15 protein-coding genes are annotated in these 19,260 nt (G+C 72.7%); 7 read left to right on the forward strand and 8 right to left on the reverse strand.

Annotation, left to right across the window (positions count from 1 at the left end; translation table 11 throughout):
• The first annotated feature begins 111 nt into the window (after positions 1 to 111).
• Positions 112 to 939 carry an RNA polymerase sigma factor gene (locus tag HEK131_RS27190; RefSeq protein ID WP_432215713.1) on the forward strand — a complete coding sequence of 276 codons (828 nt, stop codon included), beginning with the start codon at positions 112 to 114 and terminating at the stop codon, positions 937 to 939.
• A gap of 82 nt (positions 940 to 1,021) precedes the next feature.
• On the opposite strand, the gene sucD is transcribed toward HEK131_RS27190, so the two are convergent.
• The 5 genes from sucD to HEK131_RS27215 form a co-directional block, all read right to left on the reverse strand.
• Complete coding sequence (gene sucD / locus HEK131_RS27195; protein WP_217461927.1) at positions 1,022 to 1,906, reverse strand: succinate--CoA ligase subunit alpha; 885 nt, start codon at positions 1,904 to 1,906, stop codon at positions 1,022 to 1,024.
• Positions 1,907 to 1,934: 28 nt separating this feature from the next.
• Positions 1,935 to 3,119, reverse strand: a complete 1,185-nt coding sequence (gene sucC, locus HEK131_RS27200) for an ADP-forming succinate--CoA ligase subunit beta (RefSeq protein ID WP_161150279.1) — start codon at positions 3,117 to 3,119, stop codon at positions 1,935 to 1,937.
• Positions 3,120 to 3,384: 265 nt separating this feature from the next.
• Positions 3,385 to 4,590, reverse strand: coding sequence for a VWA domain-containing protein (locus HEK131_RS27205; RefSeq protein ID WP_244337435.1), 1,206 nt, complete (start codon positions 4,588 to 4,590; stop codon positions 3,385 to 3,387).
• On the reverse strand, positions 4,587 to 6,971 hold the full coding sequence (locus HEK131_RS27210; RefSeq protein ID WP_244337437.1) for a DUF5682 family protein: 2,385 nt from the start codon (positions 6,969 to 6,971) through the stop codon (positions 4,587 to 4,589). Before HEK131_RS27210 ends, HEK131_RS27205 begins: the two co-directional genes overlap by 4 nt.
• The gene (locus HEK131_RS27215; RefSeq protein WP_217461925.1) at positions 6,968 to 8,098 is read right to left on the reverse strand and encodes an ATP-binding protein; all 1,131 of its coding nucleotides are present in this window, start codon (positions 8,096 to 8,098) and stop codon (positions 6,968 to 6,970) included. The genes HEK131_RS27210 and HEK131_RS27215 overlap by 4 nt, the downstream gene beginning before the upstream one ends.
• 132 nt (positions 8,099 to 8,230) lie before the next feature.
• On the opposite strand from HEK131_RS27215, the gene HEK131_RS27220 reads away from it, so the two are divergent.
• Both HEK131_RS27220 and HEK131_RS27225 read left to right on the forward strand, forming a co-directional pair.
• Complete coding sequence (locus HEK131_RS27220) at positions 8,231 to 9,586, forward strand: SWIM zinc finger family protein (protein WP_244337439.1); 1,356 nt, start codon at positions 8,231 to 8,233, stop codon at positions 9,584 to 9,586.
• A gap of 100 nt (positions 9,587 to 9,686) precedes the next feature.
• Positions 9,687 to 11,306: a DUF5691 domain-containing protein gene (locus HEK131_RS27225; protein WP_244337441.1), complete on the forward strand. Its 1,620-nt coding sequence runs from the start codon at positions 9,687 to 9,689 to the stop codon at positions 11,304 to 11,306.
• A gap of 12 nt (positions 11,307 to 11,318) precedes the next feature.
• Here the strand turns inward: HEK131_RS27225 and HEK131_RS27230 are convergent, their stop codons facing one another.
• A complete protein-coding gene (locus HEK131_RS27230; RefSeq protein WP_217461922.1) occupies positions 11,319 to 11,741 on the reverse strand; it encodes a cobalamin B12-binding domain-containing protein in 423 nt (140 codons plus the stop codon).
• A gap of 237 nt (positions 11,742 to 11,978) precedes the next feature.
• On the opposite strand from HEK131_RS27230, the gene HEK131_RS27235 reads away from it, so the two are divergent.
• The 3 genes from HEK131_RS27235 to HEK131_RS27245 all read left to right on the forward strand — a co-directional run bounded on the left by HEK131_RS27235 (position 11,979) and on the right by HEK131_RS27245 (position 15,110).
• Positions 11,979 to 12,833, forward strand: a complete 855-nt coding sequence (locus HEK131_RS27235) for an esterase/lipase family protein (protein WP_161146458.1) — start codon at positions 11,979 to 11,981, stop codon at positions 12,831 to 12,833.
• A 43-nt stretch (positions 12,834 to 12,876) separates the two neighbouring features.
• On the forward strand, positions 12,877 to 13,443 hold the full coding sequence (locus HEK131_RS27240) for an SMI1/KNR4 family protein (RefSeq protein ID WP_244337443.1): 567 nt from the start codon (positions 12,877 to 12,879) through the stop codon (positions 13,441 to 13,443).
• Between the two features lie 191 nt (positions 13,444 to 13,634).
• Positions 13,635 to 15,110, forward strand: a complete 1,476-nt coding sequence (locus HEK131_RS27245) for a M23 family metallopeptidase (RefSeq protein WP_244337445.1) — start codon at positions 13,635 to 13,637, stop codon at positions 15,108 to 15,110.
• Positions 15,111 to 15,170: 60 nt separating this feature from the next.
• Here HEK131_RS27245 and pcrA read toward each other — a convergent pair whose 3' ends face one another.
• The gene (pcrA, locus tag HEK131_RS27250) at positions 15,171 to 17,651 is read right to left on the reverse strand and encodes a DNA helicase PcrA (RefSeq protein ID WP_244337447.1); all 2,481 of its coding nucleotides are present in this window, start codon (positions 17,649 to 17,651) and stop codon (positions 15,171 to 15,173) included.
• Positions 17,652 to 17,829: 178 nt separating this feature from the next.
• On the opposite strand from pcrA, the gene HEK131_RS27255 reads away from it, so the two are divergent.
• Complete coding sequence (locus tag HEK131_RS27255) at positions 17,830 to 18,837, forward strand: hypothetical protein (protein WP_244337449.1); 1,008 nt, start codon at positions 17,830 to 17,832, stop codon at positions 18,835 to 18,837.
• On the opposite strand, the gene HEK131_RS27260 is transcribed toward HEK131_RS27255, so the two are convergent.
• Positions 18,815 to 19,168 (reverse strand): hypothetical protein, encoded by a 354-nt coding sequence (locus HEK131_RS27260; protein WP_244337451.1) that lies wholly within the window; start codon positions 19,166 to 19,168, stop codon positions 18,815 to 18,817. The two genes, HEK131_RS27255 and HEK131_RS27260, sit on opposite strands and share 23 nt — an antisense overlap.
• Between the last annotated feature and the right edge of the window lie 92 nt (positions 19,169 to 19,260).

Here is a 19,260-nt window from a genome sequence, read left to right on the forward strand (position 1 = left end):
CGCCCAATATGTGTTTATGTGCCTTTTCACACAGAGGGGTGAGCTGTGACGCGGAGTACCACCACCCGCCGGGCCCTCACCACGAGCCCGACGGGCACTCAGGAAGCCTCCCTGAGGGGAGAGACGATGCCGACGACACCTTCCCTGACCCCCGATCAGGCGTTCGACGCGCTGTACGCGTTCTGCGCCCCCGCCCTGGTCCGGCAGACCTATCTGCTCACCGGGCGGCGGGAGTTGGCCCGTGAGGCGGTGGAGCGGGCGTTCCAGGCGGCCTGGCAGCGCTGGCCCGAGGTGGCCCGCGACCGGGACCCGGGCGGCTGGGTCCGGGCGACGGCGTACGAGTACGCCCTCTCCCCCTGGCACGGTTTCCGCCCCCGCTACCGCCAGCCCGAGCCCCCGCCCGCCGACCCGGCCGCCCGCGCCCTGCTGCACGCGCTGCTGCGGCTCCCGCCCTCCTACCGCCGCACGCTCGTGCTGTACGACGGCGTCGGCCTCGACCTGCCCGAGACGGCCGCCGAGACCGAGGCGAGCACCCCGGCCGCGGCGGGCCGGCTGACCCGCGCCCGCGAGGCCGTCGCCGCGCAGGTGCCGGAGCTGGCCGACCCGGCGGCCCTGCACCGGCGCCTGACCGAACTCGCCTCCATGGAAAGGCTGCGCGCCGACGCCCCGACATCGGTGCGCACCTGCGGCGAGCGTCGCAACGCCTTCTGGACCCGCGCCGCCATCGCCTTCACCGTCGCCATCATCGGCGCGACCGGCCTCACCCTCAGGACGGCGCCCACGCACTACGAGGCGCCCATCGCCCCCGCCCAGGCCGTACGCGGGGTCCCCCCGGCCCCCGCCCTCGGCCCGCTCTCGCGGACCGAGCTGTCGCTGCGCGACAAGCTGCGCGGTGAGGACGGGAACGGCCCGGAACGGCTCGTGCCGTCACCCGGATGACCCCGGGCCGCGAAAACAGCGGCGGGCCCGCCCCCGAGAAGGGGACGGGCCCGCCGGTGTGCTGCCCGAAGGGGGCCGAGCGTCAGGCGCTCAGGATCTCCCGCGCCAGCTTGGCGGTCTCGGTCGGCGTCTTGCCGACCTTGACGCCGGCGGCCTCGAGGGCCTCCTTCTTCGCCTGGGCGGTGCCGGACGAACCGGACACGATCGCGCCGGCGTGGCCCATCGTCTTGCCCTCGGGGGCGGTGAAGCCCGCGACGTAACCGACGACCGGCTTGGTGACGTTGTCCTTGATGAACGCGGCCGCGCGCTCCTCGGCGTCGCCACCGATCTCACCGATCATCACGATCAGGTCGGTGTCGGGGTCGTCCTGGAACGCGGCCAGGGCGTCGATGTGCGTGGTGCCGATGATCGGGTCGCCACCGATGCCGACGGCGGTCGAGAAGCCGAGGTCACGCAGCTCGTACATCATCTGGTACGTCAGCGTGCCGGACTTCGAGACCAGGCCGATGCGGCCCGGCTTGGTGATGTCGCCCGGGATGATGCCGACGTTGGACTGGCCCGGCGTGATGATGCCGGGGCAGTTCGGGCCGATGATCCGGGTCTTGTTGCCCTTCTTGCCGGCGTACGCCCAGAAGGCGGCCGTGTCGTGCACGGCGATGCCCTCGGTGATCACGACGGCCAGCGGGATCTCGGCGTCGATCGCCTCGACGACGGCGTCCTTGGTGAACTTCTCCGGCACGAAGATGACGGAGACGTTCGCGCCGGTCTTCTCGATGGCCTCCTTGACGGTCCCGAAGACGGGTACCTCGGTGCCTTCGAAGTCCACGGTCTGACCCGCCTTGCGCGGGTTCACGCCGCCCACGACCTCGGTGCCGTCACCCAGCATGAGCTTGGTGTGCTTCATGCCGGTGGCGCCGGTCATGCCCTGGACGATGACCTTGCTGTCCTTGTTGAGCCAGATAGCCATGGTGTGTTGGTGTCCTCGTCCTGAGTGCTTACTTGGCGGCGGCGTGAGCCAGCTCGGCGGCCTTGTCGGCCGCGCCGTCCATGGTGTCGACGCGCTGGACCAGCGGGTGGTCGGCGTCGGTGAGGATCTTGCGGCCCAGCTCGGCGTTGTTGCCGTCGAGGCGGACGACGAGCGGCTTCTCGACCTTCTCGCCGCGCTCCTCCAGGAGCTGCAGCGCCTGGACGATGCCGTTGGCGACCTCGTCACAGGCGGTGATGCCGCCGAAGACGTTGACGAACACGGACCTGACGTCCGGGTCGCCCAGGATGATCTCCAGGCCGTTCGCCATGACCTGGGCGGAGGCACCGCCACCGATGTCCAGGAAGTTGGCGGGCTTCACGTCGCCGTGCTGCTCACCGGCGTACGCGACGACGTCCAGGGTGCTCATGACGAGACCCGCGCCGTTGCCGATGATGCCGACCTGGCCGTCGAGCTTGACGTAGTTGAGGCCCTTCGCCTTGGCGGCGGCCTCGAGCGGGTTGGCCGCTTCCTTGTCGTGCAGCTCTTCGTACTCGGGGTGACGGAACTCGGCGTTCTCGTCGAGCGACACCTTGCCGTCGAGGGCGAGGACCTCGCCCGAGGCGACCTTGGCAAGCGGGTTGACCTCGACGAGGAGGGCGTCCGACTTGATGAAGGTGTCCCACAGCTTGATCAGGACGTTGACGACCTTGTCAGCGACCTCGGCCGGGAACTTGGCGGCCTCGACGATCTCGCGGGCCTTGGCCTCGTCCACGCCGTCGATGGCGTCGATCGCGATCTTGGCGACGGCCTCCGGACGGGTGGCCGCCACCTCCTCGATGTCCATGCCGCCCTCGACGGAGGCGATGGCGAGGAACGTGCGGTTCGCACGGTCGAGGAGGTAGGAGACGTAGTACTCCTCGACGATCTCCGGAGCGGTCTCGGCGATCATCACCTTGTGGACCGTGTGGCCCTTGATGTCCATGCCGAGGATGTCCGTCGCGCGGGCGACGGCCTCGTCCGGGGTGGCGGCGAGCTTGACGCCGCCGGCCTTGCCACGACCACCGACCTTCACCTGCGCCTTGACGACGGACTTGCCGCCCAGACGCTCGGTGATCTCGCGCGCCGCCTCAGGCGTGTCGATGACTTCACCGGCCAGCACCGGTACATCGTGCTTGGCGAAGAGGTCCCTCGCCTGGTACTCGAACAGGTCCACGCGCTTCCGTCCCTATCAGTGATCTCGCGGTCGTTGGATGCGTGGGCGTGCCGCGAAGGGCAACGTGACGTCCGCTTGTCACAAGGGGTGCGCACACGGTGTCCGAGCGCGCGGCATGTCCGTCTCGCAGGTTATCCCTGCTTGCCGGGGGCCTCTAAATCGCGGGTCACACCCAGGCGGTGATACCTGTCACATGATGCCGGTTTCCCTGACACGCCGTGCCTTGTGGGGTGCATTTGTTCGACCGGAGCACGCATCCGCCTTGTCACTCGGTGTCCGGTATGGGCAGCGGCCGCTTCTCGATGGCGGCGGCCATCACCTCGGGGAAGAGGTCCGGAGTACAGGCGAACGCCGGTGCCCCGAGCGCGGCCAGGGCGGCCGCGTGCTCCCGGTCGTAGGCGGGCGCTCCCTCGTCGGACAGCGCGAGCAGGGTCACGAACTGCACGCCGGACGCCTTCATCGCCGCGACCCGCTTGAGCATCTCGTCCCGGATACCGCCCTCGTACAGGTCGCTGATCAGCACGACCACCGTCTCGGCGGGCCGGGTGATCTTCGACTGGCAGTAGGCGAGCGCCCGGTTGATGTCGGTGCCGCCGCCGAGCTGGGTGCCGAACAGGACGTCCACCGGGTCGTCGAGCTGGTCGGTGAGGTCGACCACGGAGGTGTCGAAGACGACCATGCGCGTACTGATCGACCGCATTGAGGCGAGCACCGCCCCGAACACCGACGCGTAGACCACGGACGCGGCCATCGACCCGGACTGGTCGATGCAGAGGATCACCTCCTTCTTCACCGACTGCGCGGCCCGCCCGTACCCGATGAGCCGCTCCGGCACGATCGTCCGGTACTCCGGCAGATAGTGCTTGAGGTTGGCCGCGATGGTCCGGTTCCAGTCGATGTCGTGGTGGCGCGGCCGGCTGATCCGGGCGCTGCGGTCGAGGGCGCCGGTGAGCGTGGCGCGGGTGCGGGTCGCCAGCCGCTTCTCCAGGTCCTCGACCACCTTGCGCACGACGGCCCGCGCGGTCTCCTTGGTGGTCTCCGGCATCGCCTTGTTGAGCGAGAGCAGGGTGCCGACCAGGTGGACGTCGGCCTCCACCGCCTCCAGCATCTCCGGCTCCAGCAGCAGCGCGGCCAGGCCGAGCCGGTCGATGGCGTCGCGCTGCATGACCTGCACGACGGAGGAGGGGAAGTAGGTACGGATGTCCCCGAGCCAGCGCGCCACGGAGGGCGCCGAACCGCCCAGTCCCGCCGAACGCTCCCGTCCCGCCGGGTTCTTGCCCGCCTTGTCGCCCCTGCCGTACAGCGCGGTCAGTGTGCCGTCCATCGCCGCGTCCCGGCCGGACAGCGCGACTCCGGTGCCGTCGGCCTGGTCCCCGCCGAGCACCAGCCGCCATCGGCGCAGCCGCTCGGCGTCGCCGTCGTCCACCGTCGTCCCGGTCGTCGCAGTCGTCCCGGTCGTCCTGGTCGTCATGTCCCCACCCCCGCGAAGCTGTTGTCGTCCATCGGTTCCGGCCGCTGCGTCAGGCCGAGCAGCAGGTGCAGCACCGGCAGCACGGCCTCCGCGCGCCCGGCGTCGGGTTCCGGCGCGAAGCCGGGCCGCGTCGCCGGGTCGGCCGTCCGTGCGGTGCCGCCGCCCGGACCGCGCCGGACCAGCTCGCCGAGGGTCCGGCGCACCCCGGACTCGTACGCCGAGAAGGTGCGGCGCAGCAGCGGCAGCACGTCGGTGAACGCGTCGGCGGGTACGGAGGTCAGCCAGGCGTCGACGAGCGCGAGCAGCCGCTCGTCGTGCACCAGCAGCAGCCCTCCCCCGCCACCGCCGACGAACCCCTCGACCCAGGCGGCCGCGTCGCCGGGCGGGGTCCCCGGCGACAGCGCCAGCCCCATGAGCCGGGCCACCTCCTCGGCCTCCAGCACCCCGTCGTCCAGCAGCAGCCGCACCGCGCGGCCCCGCAGCAGACCGGGCACGGTGTCCCGCCGGGAGAGGGTGCGCAGCACGGCCCGCCAGCGGGACCGGAGGCCGTCGTGCCCGGTGAGCGTCTCGGCGAGCAGGCCGACCGCGCCGTGCACGGCGTCCACGTGGCCGCGCATCTCCTGGGCGGCGTCGGTGTCCAGGGTGGCGCAGGCGGGCGGGAGGCCGATGAAGACCCGCTCGGCGAGGGCTGCGGCGACATCGGCGAGGGCGCCGGTGTCGGTGCCGCGTACATCGCCGTAGCGCAGGGAGCGGACCAGGGCGGGCAGCGCCTGCGCGAGGTGACCGACGTCGGCGTCGAGGGCCGCGCGGTCCGCGAGCACCCGCATCACCACGGGCAGCGCGTCCGGCAGCCCGGCGAGCAGGCACTGCTCGGCCAGCGCGGTCACGTCGGCCAGCGCCCGCGCGCCGACCGCGTCCGCCTCGGCCTTGGCCGTGGCCGCGCCCAGCACCGTGGTGCCCCACACCCCGGCCTCGGCGATCCGCACCGACAGCTCCGGCTCCCAGCGCAGCCGCCAGGTCTCCCGGAAGGTGCCCGTGCTCCCGCGCGAGCGGGCCGGCTCGCCCCAGCCGACGCCCAGCAGCCGCAGCCGGTGCAGCAGCCGGGCACGCGCGGCGTCGGTGTCCTTGCGGAGGTCCAGCTCCAGCTCGCGCTCCAGCGCCTCCGGCTTGAGCCGCAGCCGGCGCTGCTCACGGGCCAGGTCACGCTGCAACGGCACCGCGGGCGCGGACTCGGGGACCTCGCCCAGCACGTCCCCGACCACCAGCCGGTCGTACACCAGGGACAGCGGCACGTCCGAGCCCTCGCAGAGCACCGCCCGCACGGCGTCCGTGGTCTCGGTGAGGCCGGGCAGCGGGCGGCCGCGCATCACCGCGAGGGTGTCGGCCAGCCGGACCGCCTCGATGACATGGGCGGAGGACACGATCCGGTCCTCCTCCCGCAGCAGCCCCGCGACCTTGGTGAGCCACCGCTCCACCGGCCGGTCCGGCGCGCCGAACAGGTGGGCGTACCAGCCCGGCGAGTCGATCCCGGCGCCGTATCCACTGGACCGGGCCAGTCTGCGGTGGGTCCAGGGCACCCAGGTCAGGTCGGTCTTGAGCTTGGGCAGGCCCTTGAGGAGCGCCCGGTCGGCGGTGACGGTGGCCTTGGCGCGGAGGGCGGGCACGTGCCACGCGCCGCAGACCACGGCCACCTCGTCCCCGAACTCCTTGCGGGCGGCGCGGATCTGGAGCCGCATGTACGCCTCCCGCACGAGGTCGCGTGGCCGGCCGCCGTCGCCGTACCGCTCCCGCAGGGCGCCCATGGCGTCCTCCAGCGCGGCGAACGGCGCGAACGGCTCCCGCAGTCCCGGCCCCCGGTGCTCGACGGCGTCCTCCCACCAGCGCTCGGGGTCGTCGTACCCGGCGGCCTCGGCGAGAGCGGCGAGCGGGTCCACGCGTGCCTGCTGGGCCTCTTCTTCCGCCGAGGCCTCTTCTTCCGAGGCTTCTTCTTCGCAGGCTTCTTCTTCCGAGTCGCCCGGGTCCGCCTCCCAGGCCAGCGAGTGCGTCGCGGGCAGGTCGATGAAGCGGGCCGGGACCCCCTGCTCGACGGCCCAACGGATCGCCACCCACTCGGGGCTGAACTCGGCCAGCGGCCAGAACGCCGAGCGGCCGGGCTCGTCCACGGCGTGGGCGAGCAGCGCGACCGGTGGCCGCAGCGCGGGGTCGGCGGCCAGCGGGATCAGCGGGTCGGCCTCGGGCGGCCCCTCGATGAGGACGACGGCGGGCGCGGCGGCGTCCAGCGCGGCCCGCACCGCCCGCGCGGAGCCCGGCCCGTGGTGCCGGACACCCAGCAGCAGCGGACCGGAGTCGAACGCCCCGGCCGGGGACGGGGCGTCGCTCACGCGCTCACCTCCCGGCAGGCCCGGTAGAAGTCCGTCCACCCGTCGCGCTCGCGCACGACCGTCTCCAGGTACTCCTGCCAGACGACCCGGTCGGCGGCCGGGTCGCGGACCACGGCGCCGAGGATGCCCGCGGCCACGTCCCCGGCGCGCAGCACGCCGTCGCCGAAGTGGGCGGCCAGGGCGAGGCCGTTGGTGACGACGGAGATGGCCTCCGCCGTGGACAGCGTGCCGCTCGGCGACTTCAGCTTGGTGCGGCCGTCGGCGGTCACGCCGTCGCGCAGCTCGCGGAAGACCGTGACGACGCGGCGGATCTCGTCCAGGCCCTCGGGTGCGTCGGGCAGGTCGAGCGAGCGGCCGAGCTGGTCGACGCGGCGGCTGACGATGTCGACCTCGGCGTCGGCGCTCTCCGGCAGCGGCAGCACCACCGTGTTGAAGCGGCGGCGCAGCGCGCTGGAGAGGTCGTTGACGCCCCGGTCGCGGTCGTTGGCGGTGGCGATGAGGTTGAAACCGCGCACGGCCTGCACCTCCTGCCCCAGCTCCGGGATCGGCAGGGTCTTCTCGGACAGGATCGTGATCAGCGTGTCCTGCACATCGGCCGGTATGCGGGTCAGCTCCTCGACCCGCGCCGTCATGCCCTCGGACATGGCGCGCATGACGGGGCTCGGCACGAGGGCGTCCCGGCTGGGTCCGTGGGCGAGGAGGCGGGCGTAGTTCCAGCCGTACCGGATCGCCTCCTCCGGAGTGCCGGCGGTGCCCTGCACCAGCAGGGTCGAGTCACCGCTGACGGCGGCCGCCAGATGCTCGGACACCCAGGTCTTGGCCGTGCCGGGCACGCCGAGCAGGAGCAGCGCGCGGTCGGTGGCCAGCGTGGTGACGGCGACCTCGACGATGCGGCGCGGGCCCACGTACTTGGGTGTGATCACGGTGCCGTCCGGCAGCGTGCCGCCGAGCAGGTACGTGGCGACCGCCCACGGCGACAATTTCCAGCGCTCGGGGCGCGGCCGGTCGTCCTGCGCGGCGAGCGCCGCGAGTTCGGCGGCGAAGGCGTCTTCGGCATGCGGTCGCAACGCCTGCGGCGCCTGGCCCGGGTTCGGTTCGACGTTCGTGGGTTCCATGGACACAGTCATGGCTGAGGCCCCCTCCAGCTCGGCCGTGGGTCATCTGGCACCCACCATGCAGCACCCCACTGACAATCGCCCTGACCTGCATAAACGCGCCCACCGGACGCATTGTCAGTGGTGGGTCCTAACGTCTTCGGCATGACTCAGCAGGGGGTGCGCCGGACTGCGGAACAGGTGCTGGCTCTGGCGCCTGACGCGTCGTCGCGCAAAGCGGGAAGCAAACTGGGTGTGGCGGGGCCGTGGTCCGGTGCGGGCAGCGGCGAGGAGGGGGTGGTGTGGGGGCTGTGCAAGGGCAGCGGCAGCAAGCCGTACCAGACGGTGGTGGACCTGTCGGACCCGGCCGGGCCGGCGTACAAGTGCAGTTGTCCGAGCCGGAAGTTCCCGTGCAAGCACGCGCTGGGACTGCTGCTGCTCTGGGCGGGGGACGAGGGCGCGGTGCCCGCCTCGGCCACGGCACCGGACTGGGCCGAGCAGTGGCTCGCGGGCAGACGCGGACGGGCGGAGGCCAAGAAGACGCAGGCGGCGGCAAGTTCGACGGCCGACCCCGAGGCCGCCCGCCGGCGTGCGGAGCGGCGGGACCAGCGGGTCACGGCTGGTGCCACCGAGCTGGAGCGACGCCTCGCCGACCTGCTCCGCGACGGCCTGGCCTCGGCCGAGCGGGCGGGATACGGGCTCTGGGAGGAGACGGCGGCCCGCATGGTCGACGCCCAGGCCCCCGGACTCGCGGCGCGTGCCAGGGAATTGGGAGCGATACCGGCATCCGGTGCGGGCTGGCCGGCCCGGCTGCTGGAGGAATGCGCGCTGCTCCACCTCCTCGACCAGGGCTGGCTCCACCATGACCGGCTCCCGGACGCACTCGCGGCCACGGTCCGTACCCGCCTCGGCCTGCCCACCCCGGCGGACGGTCCGTCGCTGCGCGACCGCTGGCAGGTCCTCGCCCAGTACGACTCGGCCGACGCCAAACTGACGACCCGCCGTATCTGGCTGCACGGCACGGACTCGGGCCGCACCCGCCTGCTCCTCTCCTACGGCGCGGCGGGCCGGGCCCCCGAACTCTCCCTCCCGCTGGGCATGACCCTGGACGCGGACCTGTCCGACCATCCCGGAGCGGGCCAGGTCCGGGCCACCCTGGGCGAACGGCACGCCCCGGCGGCACCCGCCGCGTCCCGCCCGCCCGGCATCACCACCACCGAAGCGCTGACCTCGTACGGCGAAGCCCTCGCCGAGGACCCCTGGCTGGAGTCCGTCCCGGTCACCCTGAGCGCGGTCGTACCGGTGCCGGACGGCGACCCCGGCTCCTGGCACCTGGCCGACGCCGACTCGGACACCGCCCTGCCGCTCACCCCGACGTTCCTGACGCGTCCCAGCCTGTGGCGCCTGGTCGCCCTCTCCGGAGGGGCCCCGCTCACGGTGTTCGGCGAGTGCGGCCACCGAGGCTTCACTCCGCTGACGACGTGGACGGAGGGCGGGGGCGAGCCGGTGAGCCTCTGCTGAACCCGGCGGACAGGGCCGGCGCTGCCGGAGACCTCGGCAACACGGTGGCGCCACACCGAACGCTCCACCTCCACCTACGACTTCACCGGAAGGGAACCCCATGCACGGAACCCCGGCCGCGACCACCCCGGCGCCCCCCTGGGAAGACCTCCTGACCACCGCCCTCCTCGGCACCGACCGCCGCCCCCTCCCCGTGGACCCCGCCGGGCGGGAAGCCCCCGTCGCCCTGCTGGACGCCGCCGCCGTGGCGGCCGTGCGGCGGCGGGCCGGGCTGCGGCCCGGACGCGTGGCCGCACGGCCCGAACCCGCCCCCGCCGACACCCGCCCCGCGCTGCCCCCCGCCGCCGCCCACCGGCTCACGCTCCTGCTGGCCGACCGCCCCGGCGGAGGCGGCGGCCGCCGAGGAAGCACCCCCGACCTCACCGAACTCCTCCCCCAGTGGCTGGCGGCGGCCAACGCGCACGGCTACGCGGCACCCCCGCAGACGCTGCCCGCCCTGCTGGACGCCGCCCGGGCCCGTACTGATCTGCGCCCGGCCGCGCTGGAGTTCGCGGGCGCACGGGCGCTGTGGCTGGCCCGGCTGAACCCGGACTGGCGCTTCGCCCAGCGCTCGGCCTCCGGCGGCACCTCGGCGCTGCCCGGTACCGAGGACGGCGAGGCGGTACGGAAGCTGTGGCAGGAGGGCCTGTTCGCGGAGCGGGTGGCCCTGCTGACCGCGCTGCGCGCCCGTACACCCGAGGCCGCGCGGGAGTTGCTCGCGGGAACCTGGTCGCAGGAGCGGGCCGAGGACCGGCTGATGTTCCTGGACTCGCTGCGCGCCGGCCTGTCGGCCGATGACGAACCCTTCCTGGAGCAGGCACTCGGCGACCGCAGCCGAAACGTGCGGGCGACGGCGGCCGAGCTGCTGTCCACGCTGCCCGGATCGGCACTCGCCGCGCGGATGGCGAAGCGGGCCGCGACCTGCGTGGCCCTGGACCACACCGGCAGCGCGGCCGCGATAGTCGTGGAGGCGCCGGCCGCCTGCGACGCGGACATGGAACGCGACGGCGTGACGGCCAGACCTCCGACCGGCCGGGGCGAACGGTCCTGGTGGCTGGGACAGTTGGTGGAAGCCGCGCCGCTTCCCACGTGGCCGGACCGGCTCGGCGGGCGCACCCCGGAGCAGATCGTGGCGCTGCCCGTGACGGACGGCTGGCAGGCCGAGCTGCACGCGGCCTGGTGCCGTGCGGCGGTCCGGCAGCGGGACGCGCGGTGGGCGCGGGCGCTGCTGGGGTCACCGTCCGCGCCGGAGGCGGGCGGGCCGGGCGCGGTGTCCCTGGCGGACCGGGCCAAGCTGCTGGCCGCGCTGGACGCGGACGAACGGGCCGCCTGGGTGGCCGGGTTCATATCCGGGCACGGTCTGTCGGAGGCGTTCCAGTTGCTCGGGGTGTGCGCGCTGCCGTGGACGGCCCCGCTGGGCCGTGCGGTCGTCGACGCCCTCGAGAACGCCCGGGAGGCGGGCAGTTACCCGTGGAGCTTCAGCGGGGTGATGGGCCTGGCCGAGCGCTGCCTCGACCCCGTCGAGACGGCCCGGCTGGACAGCCTGCCAGCCGTGCCCGACGAGCGGGAGGACACCACCCCCGGCGCCGGTGGCTACTGGGCGGAGGCGTTCCAACGGCTGGCGACCACCCTGCGACTGCGCGCGGCGATGGTACGCGAGCTGTCCCCGGACGGCCCGTGAAGGAGGTGGGACTCAGCCGCCGGAGGCGGCCGGCTGGCGCGCGTTCGCCCGTACCCACTCCACGATGGACGTGGTGGTCGCGCCCGGTGTGAAGATCTGGGCGACACCCTTCTCCCGCAGCGGCGCGATGTCCTCCTCCGGGATGATGCCGCCGCCGAAGACCAGGATGTCGTCGGCGTCGCGCTCCTTGAGGAGGTCGATGACGGCGGCGAAGAGCGTGTTGTGGGCGCCCGAGAGGATGGACAGGCCGATCGCGTCGGCGTCCTCCTGGATCGCCGTGGCGACGATCTGCTCGGGCGTCTGGTGAAGGCCGGTGTAGATGACCTCCATACCCGCGTCGCGCAGCGCGCGGGCGATGACCTTGGCCCCGCGATCGTGGCCGTCGAGCCCCGGCTTGGCCACCACCACGCGGATCGGACCGGCTGCCACACCCATCACTGCCTCCATCAAGCGACCACCATCAAGGGAGCGGGAAGCGACCGCTTCCGTCCCGTACTGACAAGTACCGCACACCTGGCACGTTCCGCCACCTGTCGAAAGTGAACGAACGTTATCCCCAGCATCCCGCAGCGAACTGTTTTACGGCACGCGGCGAGGGGGAAATCACATGGTGGGACATGAGGGCACCTGGGGGACAGAGCCGCCCCCCACGTGCCGACAGGAGGTCGGCCAATGAAGGTCACCGGGGTACTGCCACTCTTCCTCCCGATCTGCCGGCGTCTCTGGCCCGGCAGACTGGCCTCCGTATCCGTGACGCTGGTGAAGGCCACCGCCCTGGAGGCCGCGATCCTCGCCGGTCACGTGCTGCTGTACCCGACCGGCCTGACCCAGGAGCGCCGCCAGGCCGACCTTCCCGTGCCGAGCGGCGCGGCGAGGCTCCCCGTCCCGACCGGTCCGCCGGTCGTGCTGCTGCACGGCTTCATCGACAACCGCTCGGTCTTCGTCCTGCTGCGCCGCAGCCTCGCCCAGCACGGCAGGCAGCGGGTGGAGTCGCTGAACTACTCCCCGCTGACCTGCGACATCCGCACGGCGGCCGAGCTGCTGGGCAGGCATGTGGAGGAGATCTGCGAGCGCACCGGCAGCGCCCAGGTGGACATCGTGGGCCACAGCCTGGGCGGCCTGATCGCCCGGTACTACGCACAGTGCCTCGGCGGTGACGCCCGGGTGCGAACCGTGGTCACCCTGGGCACCCCGCACTCCGGGACACGCGCGGTGCCGCTGGCCAACGCGCACCCGATCGTGCGGCAGATGCGCCCCGACTCGCCGGTGATCGAGGAGCTGGCCGGTCCGGCGCCGGGCTGCCGTACGCGGTTCGTGAGCTTCTGGAGCGACCTGGACTCGGTGATGGCCCCGCTGGAGGCGGCCTGCGTCGACCACCCCGACCTGGAGGCGCACAACATCCGGGTGAGCGGCATCGGCCACCTCGCCCTCCCCGTCCACCCCACCGTGGCGGCCGGGATACGGGAGGCCCTCGACTCCGAGTCCGCCATGAAGCGGCAGGAGGGCGGCGGCCTGACCGTGGCCTGAGAGCCCCCGCAACAGGTCACCCGACCTTGTTACGGTCGGCGCCATGGAGAGCTGGGACCAAGCGGCCGTACGGACCCGACTGCGGGAGGCCGCGGCGCTCGACCGGCCCAGGGAGCGTTTCGGGGCGGATACGCACCGTTACGAACTGCGACCCCCGCTGCCGGAGCACGAGGTCCGGGCCTTCGAGACCGCCCACGGCATCGAGCTGCCCCCGGAGTACCGCACCTTCGTCACCCAGGTGGGCGACGGCCCCGCCGGCCCGGCCCACGGACTCATGCCGCTGACCACCCCACACCCCGAGGCCGACGAAGACCGGGCGGTGGACGACGAGTGGGCGCGGGACAGGCTTCCGGGGCGCCTGACCTCCCCGTTCCCGCTGGCGGAGCCCCGGCCCGGCCGTATCGCCGACGCCGACACGCTGACCCGAGGCACGCTGCTGCTGTCCGAACAGGGCTGCGGAACGTACTCCCGGCTCGTCCTGAACGGCCCGCGCGCCGGTGAGATCTGGTTCCTCGACCCGGACTGGGGCGGCTTCACCCCATCGCACCCCGACTTCCACACTTGGTACACGGACTGGCTCGCGGCCCTGCCACAGGCTTCCCACGAGTGACGGAGCGTCACAGATTCTCGAACACTCTTCGAACACAGGGCCAAAGTCGCGTCCGGCGAACCCCGAAACACGGCCGAATGCCCGTTTCCCGTCCGCGTGAAACCAGCGGAAGATTGTCGCGCCCGCGTACCGCCGGGTACAGTCGCCGCACTGCTCTGGCAGCCCCTGTTGTCGAGGCGAAAGAGAAGTTGGTGAACGACCGTCACCCGTCGGGGACCATGACCCCGGCTCCGGCTTCCGACGCCTCCAACGCGCACTACGCACCGTACGGAGCACCGGAAGTCCCGTACGACGACTCCACCACGTACGGCGGTTACGACGCCAGCGGTTTCCCGGTGGGCGAGGCGGCCTATGCCACCGACCCGCACCTCGGCGGTTACCCGGCCGGTCTCCAGGCCACGGGCGCGTACGACACCACGCACTGGCAGACCGGCGACGGCGGGCACGTCCCCCACGACCCCTACGCGGCCCAGCAGCACACCGGCTACGACACGGGCGCGTACGAGACCGCCGCCTGGACCGTCCCCGCGCAGGGCACCCATGAGGACACCGGCGCCTGGGACCCCAACGCCTGGTCCCAGCAAGGGCAGCAGCCCGTCCCGGACCCCGCCCAGCAGTGGGAGTGGGGCACCCAGACCTTCGACACCGGCGCCTACGACGCCACCCAGTGGAACACCGACGGCACGGCCGCCGAGCACCAGCGGGCCGAGGAGCCGTTCGACCAGCAGGCGACGGCCACCTTCGACCAGGTGACCCACGACCCGTACGGGGACGACGCGGCATACGCCGAGTACGCGGACCACCAGTACGACGAACACCCCGCCTCGGACGACGAGTTGACCGGCACCGGCGAAGTCCCGGACGCGCCCGTCCTCCTGGACGACCAGGAAGAGGTCACCCCGGTCCCGCGGGCCGGCTCCCGCGCCGCGGCCCGCTCCCGGCGCCGGACACCGGCCAAGCGCTCCGCGCTGCTGACCGTCGCCGTGCCCTCGGCCTGTGTGATGGGGGTGGCCGGGATCGCCGCCGCGTCGGTGGGCGACCTGACCGGTGACACCCAGGAGGCCGCCGCCTCCGCGGCCGACGCGCCCGCGGTGAAGCCCTCCGTCGCCAACAGCAAGCTCGACACCCAGCTACGGACCCTGTCCGCCGGGGCCGACGACTTCACCGACCGGGTGAGCCGGACCCAGGAGCGCATCGACCTCAAGGCGCAGCAGGCGCTGGAGAAGAAGAAGGCCGCCGCCGAGGCCGCGCTCAAGGAGAGACTGCGGCCCAAGTTCGCCATCCCGGTGGCGCAGAAGGGGCTCAGCGCCCAGTTCGGCCAGGCGGGCGTGAACTGGATGTCCGTCCACACCGGCATCGACTTCCCCGTGTCGTACGGCACCACGGTGATGGCCGCGACCGACGGTGTCGTCACCACCAAGTGGAACAGCGCCTACGGCAACATGCTGGTCCTGACGGCGAAGGACGGCACGGAGACCTGGTACTGCCACCTCTCCAGCTACCGCGTCCCCTCCGGCACCAGCGTCAAGGCGGGCGAGCCGGTCGCCTACTCCGGCAACTCCGGCAACTCCACCGGCCCGCACCTGCACTTCGAGGTCCGCCCGGCGGGCGGCGCGGCGGTCGACCCCCTGCCGTGGCTGCGCAGCCACGGCCTGGACCCGACCTGATCCCGCTTCCCGGAAAACCTTCGAGTTCGAGCCCCGCCCGACCGGCGGGGCTCGAGTCGTCTAGAGCTTCTCCACCGGCGCGTACCGCAGCAGCAGCCGCTTGGAGTTGCCGGCCCCGAAGTCGATCGTGGCCTGCGCCTTGTCGCCCTCGCCGGCCACCGCGACCACCGTGCCGAGGCCGAACTGGTCGTGGGTGACCCGGTCCCCGATCGCCAGCGACACCACCGGCTTGTCGCCGGTCCGGCGGGTGGCGAACCCGGACGCGCCGGCCGCCGAGGAGCGGGAGCGGGACGAGGAGAGGGTGGACGCGACCGAGGAGGCGGCCTTGCCGAACGCGGGCGCGGCCGAGGCACCGGTCCGCTTCCACTCCAGGTGGGTGGCCGGGATCTCCTCCAGGAACCGGGAGGGCGGGTTGTAGGACGGCTGGCCCCAGGCGCTGCGCAGCGAGGCGCGGGTGAGGTAGAGCCGCTCACGCGCGCGCGTGATGCCGACGTAGGCCAGGCGCCGCTCCTCCTCCAGCTCCTTGGTCTGGCTGAGGGCGCGCATGTGCGGGAAGACGCCGTCCTCCATGCCGGTGAGGAAGACGACCGGGAACTCCAGCCCCTTGGCGGTGTGCAGGGTCATCAGCGTGATGACGCCGTCGCCGTCCTCCTCGTCGGGGATCTGGTCGGAGTCGGCGACGAGGGCGACCCGCTCCAGGAACTCGGCCAGCGTGCCCTGCTCGCCGTCCTCGCGCTCCTGCTCGAACTCCAGCGCCACGGCCGCGAGTTCCTGGAGGTTCTCGATCCGGGTCTCGTCCTGCGGGTCGGTGGACGCCTGGAGCTCGGCCAGGTAGCCGGTGCGCTCCAGGACCGCCTCCAGCACGGTGGCCGGGCCCGCGCCGGACTCGACGACGGTGCGCAGGTCGTCCATCAGCGCGTTGAACCGCCGGACCGCGTTGGTGGAGCGCGCGGCCATGCCGTACGCCTCGTCCACCCGCTTCAGCGCCTGCGGGAAGCTGATCTTCTCCCGCTGGGCGAGGGCGTCGACCATCGCCTCGGCGCGCTCCCCGATGCCCCGCTTGGGCACGTTGAGGATGCGGCGCATCGGCACCGAGTCCTCGGGGTTGGCCAGCACGCGCAGGTAGGCCAGGACGTCCCGGACCTCCTTGCGCTCGTAGAAGCGCACACCGCCGACGACCTTGTACGGCAGGCCGACGCGGATGAAGATCTCCTCGAACACACGGGACTGGGCGTTGGTGCGGTAGAACACCGCCACGTCCCCGGCCTTGGCGTCGCCCGCGTCGGTGAGACGGTCTATCTCGTCGGCGACGAACTGGGCCTCGTCGTGCTCGTTGTCCGCGACGTAGCCGATGATGCCCGCGCCCTGGCCCGCGTTGGTCCACAGGTTCTTGGGGCGGCGGGACTCGTTGCGCTCGATGACCGCGTTGGCGGCGGACAGGATGGTCTGCGTGGAGCGGTAGTTCTGCTCCAGCAGGATCGTCGTCGCGTCGGGGTAGTCCTCCTCGAACTGGAGGATGTTGCGGATGGTCGCGCCCCGGAAGGCGTAGATCGACTGGTCCGCGTCACCCACCACGCACAGCTCGGCGGGCGGCAGGTCGGCCTCGCTCGGCGGCACGTCCTCGTCGTGCGCCCCGGTGCCGACCAGCTCGCGCACCAGCGCGTACTGCGCGTGGTTGGTGTCCTGGTACTCGTCGACCATGACGTGCCGGAAGCGGCGGCGGTAGTGCTCGGCCACGTCGGGGAAGGCGCGCAGCAGGTTGACCGTGGTCATGATCAGGTCGTCGAAGTCGAGGGCGTTGGCCTCGCGCAGCCGCGACTGGTAGAGCGCGTACGCCTGGGCGAGGGTCTTCTCGAAGCCGTCGGTGGCCTGGGCGGCGAAGTCCTCCTCGTCGATCAGCTCGTTCTTCAGGTTGCTGATCTTGGCGCTGAAGGACTTGGGCGGGTAGCGCTTGGGGTCGAGGTCCAGGTCGCGGCAGACCAGGGCCATCAGACGCTTGCTGTCGGCCGCGTCGTAGATCGAGAAGGACGAGGTGAAGCCCAGCCGCTTCGACTCGCGGCGCAGGATGCGGACGCAGGCGCTGTGGAAGGTCATGACCCACATCGCGCCCGCGCGCGGGCCGACGAGCTCCTCGACGCGCTCCTTCATCTCGCCCGCGGCCTTGTTGGTGAAGGTGATCGCGAGGATCTGCCCCGGATGCACATGGCGCTCGGCGAGGAGGTGGGCGATGCGGTGGGTGAGCACCCGCGTCTTGCCGGAACCGGCGCCCGCGACGATGAGCAGCGGGGAGCCGGCGTGGGCGACGGCCGCGCGCTGGTTTTCGTTCAGCCCTTCCAGCAGGGCCGCCGCGTCGATCGGGGGGCGCGGGGCGCCGCCGCGGTAGTGGGTGTCCCGGTCCGGGGGCAGGTCGAACTTCCCCCCGAACAGGTCGTCCGGGACCGGCTCCGGAGCGTGCTCGTCCTCGGGCGGTGCGGACTCCTCCTCGTGCCCGCGCGGGGGCTGGAGGTTCGCCAGGAAGCTGTCGTCAAAGAGGCTGCTCATCGCTCTACGAGTCTAGGGCGCCCCGCCGACAACCGGTCCCGGTCCCGGGAACCCGGCCGGATTCCCGGCGGGACGATCTCCGCGCACCGGGCGTCCGCGCTGGTCCCGGTCCTCTTTTCGAGCTCCACGCGCGCGTGGGGTCCCTGCCGGGGGCGCACCGCTCCCTAGCATCAGGGACATGTCGGGCATCTCGGGTGTGCGTACGTGGGTGGCGGAGCGTCCTCCGGCGGCGGGGGCCGCCGTCATGGCGACCGCCGTCGTCTCCATCGGCCTGCGACTGGCGGGCGTCGAGGTGGTGTCCCGGATCTTCCTGGTACTGGCCTGCCTCGCCTGGCTGACCCTCGCCGTCACCTTCGCGCTGCGGCTGGCCGGGCAGCGGGGACGCTGGGCCGAGGAGGCGCGCGCCCCGGCGGCGCTCACCGCCGTGGCGGCGACCGCGGTGCTCGGCACCCGGATCTCGCTGCTCGGCGTCCAGCCCCTGGCCCAGGCCCTGCTGGCCCTGTCGGCGCTCCTCTGGCCGGTCCTGCTCTTCGCCGTCCTGCGGAACTGGGGGCTGCGCATGCCGGGCACGGTGTTCATGTGTTGCGTGGCCACACAGGCGGTCGCGGTGCTGGCGGCCACGCTGGCGGGTGCCGAGGCGGCGGCCTGGCTCGCGCACACCGCGCTGGTCCTGTTCTGGCTGGGCCTGCTGCTCTACGCCCTCACCATGCCCCGCTTCGACACCCGGCAGGTGCTCCAGGGGCCGGGCGACCACTGGATCGCGGGCGGCGCGCTCTCGGTCTCGGCGCTGGCCGGGGCCCGGCTGATCTCCGCCGACAGCGCGCGGCTGTACCTGTGGAACAAGGACGACAGCGATGTCCTGCACCAGGTGACCGCGATCCTGCTGGTGCTGGACCTCGCCTGCTACGCCGTCCTGCTGCTGGCCGAGCTGACCCGCCCCCGGCCGCGCTACGGCCTGCTGCGGTGGGCGACGGTGTTCTCGATGGGGATGACGGCGACGGCGACCCTCGCGGTCGCGGCCGCCCTGGACGTGTCGTGGCTGGACGGGCCGGGGAAGGTGCTGGTGTGGGTGGCGGTCGCGGTGTGGCTGGCGGCCGCCGTGGGCGCGGTGCTCGCGGCGCGCGCCGGGAGCCTGGGTCCTCAGGAGGCGGGGGCGCCGGGCGTCACGTCCACAGCACGGCGATGAAGACGTTCGCCGTGGTCAGTGCGCCGACCAGCCCGAACATGCCCTTGTCGACCGTCTCCTCGTCGCGCTTCACGTAGACCAGCGCGAGGATCACGATCAGCAGGGCCAGCTTGATGCCGATCTTGATGTTGTTGACGTGGTGGCCGTCCGCCTCGTCGAGGCCGACCAGCACCACTCCGGTGACCAGCATGGTGATCGCGCCGTGCAGCATGGCGGGCACGAAGCGGGCCGTACCCCGGCCCATCGCCTTCATCTGGGTGAGGAAGCCGCCGAGCAGTGCGGCGATGCCGATGATGTGCAGGCCGACGAAGACATGGATGAGTACGGTCATGGCAACCGAGCCTAGTTCGGGACACGCCGTCGGCCCGGCACCGGGCCCGCGCCGCTCTCACGGGACGGGCGGATCTCACCCGCTCGTGGGCC

It is taken from the genome of Streptomyces seoulensis (assembly GCF_022846655.1).
Lineage (GTDB): Bacteria > Actinomycetota > Actinomycetes > Streptomycetales > Streptomycetaceae > Streptomyces.

Excerpts from the sequence above, each read along its gene's own strand:
- HEK131_RS27240 (WP_244337443.1), top strand. The coding sequence starts at position 12,877 with ATGGAGAGCTGGGACCAAGCGGCCGTACGGACCCGACTGCGGGAGGCC.
- sucD (WP_217461927.1), bottom strand. The coding sequence starts at position 1,906 with ATGGCTATCTGGCTCAACAAGGACAGCAAGGTCATCGTCCAGGGCATG.
- HEK131_RS27235 (WP_161146458.1), top strand. The coding sequence starts at position 11,979 with ATGAAGGTCACCGGGGTACTGCCACTCTTCCTCCCGATCTGCCGGCGT.
- HEK131_RS27205 (WP_244337435.1), bottom strand. The coding sequence starts at position 4,590 with ATGACGACCAGGACGACCGGGACGACTGCGACGACCGGGACGACGGTG.
- HEK131_RS27220 (WP_244337439.1), top strand. The coding sequence starts at position 8,231 with ATGACTCAGCAGGGGGTGCGCCGGACTGCGGAACAGGTGCTGGCTCTG.
- HEK131_RS27255 (WP_244337449.1), top strand. The coding sequence starts at position 17,830 with ATGTCGGGCATCTCGGGTGTGCGTACGTGGGTGGCGGAGCGTCCTCCG.
- HEK131_RS27260 (WP_244337451.1), bottom strand. The coding sequence starts at position 19,168 with ATGACCGTACTCATCCATGTCTTCGTCGGCCTGCACATCATCGGCATC.
- HEK131_RS27225 (WP_244337441.1), top strand. The coding sequence starts at position 9,687 with ATGCACGGAACCCCGGCCGCGACCACCCCGGCGCCCCCCTGGGAAGAC.
- HEK131_RS27230 (WP_217461922.1), bottom strand. The coding sequence starts at position 11,741 with ATGGGTGTGGCAGCCGGTCCGATCCGCGTGGTGGTGGCCAAGCCGGGG.
- pcrA (WP_244337447.1), bottom strand. The coding sequence starts at position 17,651 with ATGAGCAGCCTCTTTGACGACAGCTTCCTGGCGAACCTCCAGCCCCCG.
- HEK131_RS27215 (WP_217461925.1), bottom strand. The coding sequence starts at position 8,098 with ATGACTGTGTCCATGGAACCCACGAACGTCGAACCGAACCCGGGCCAG.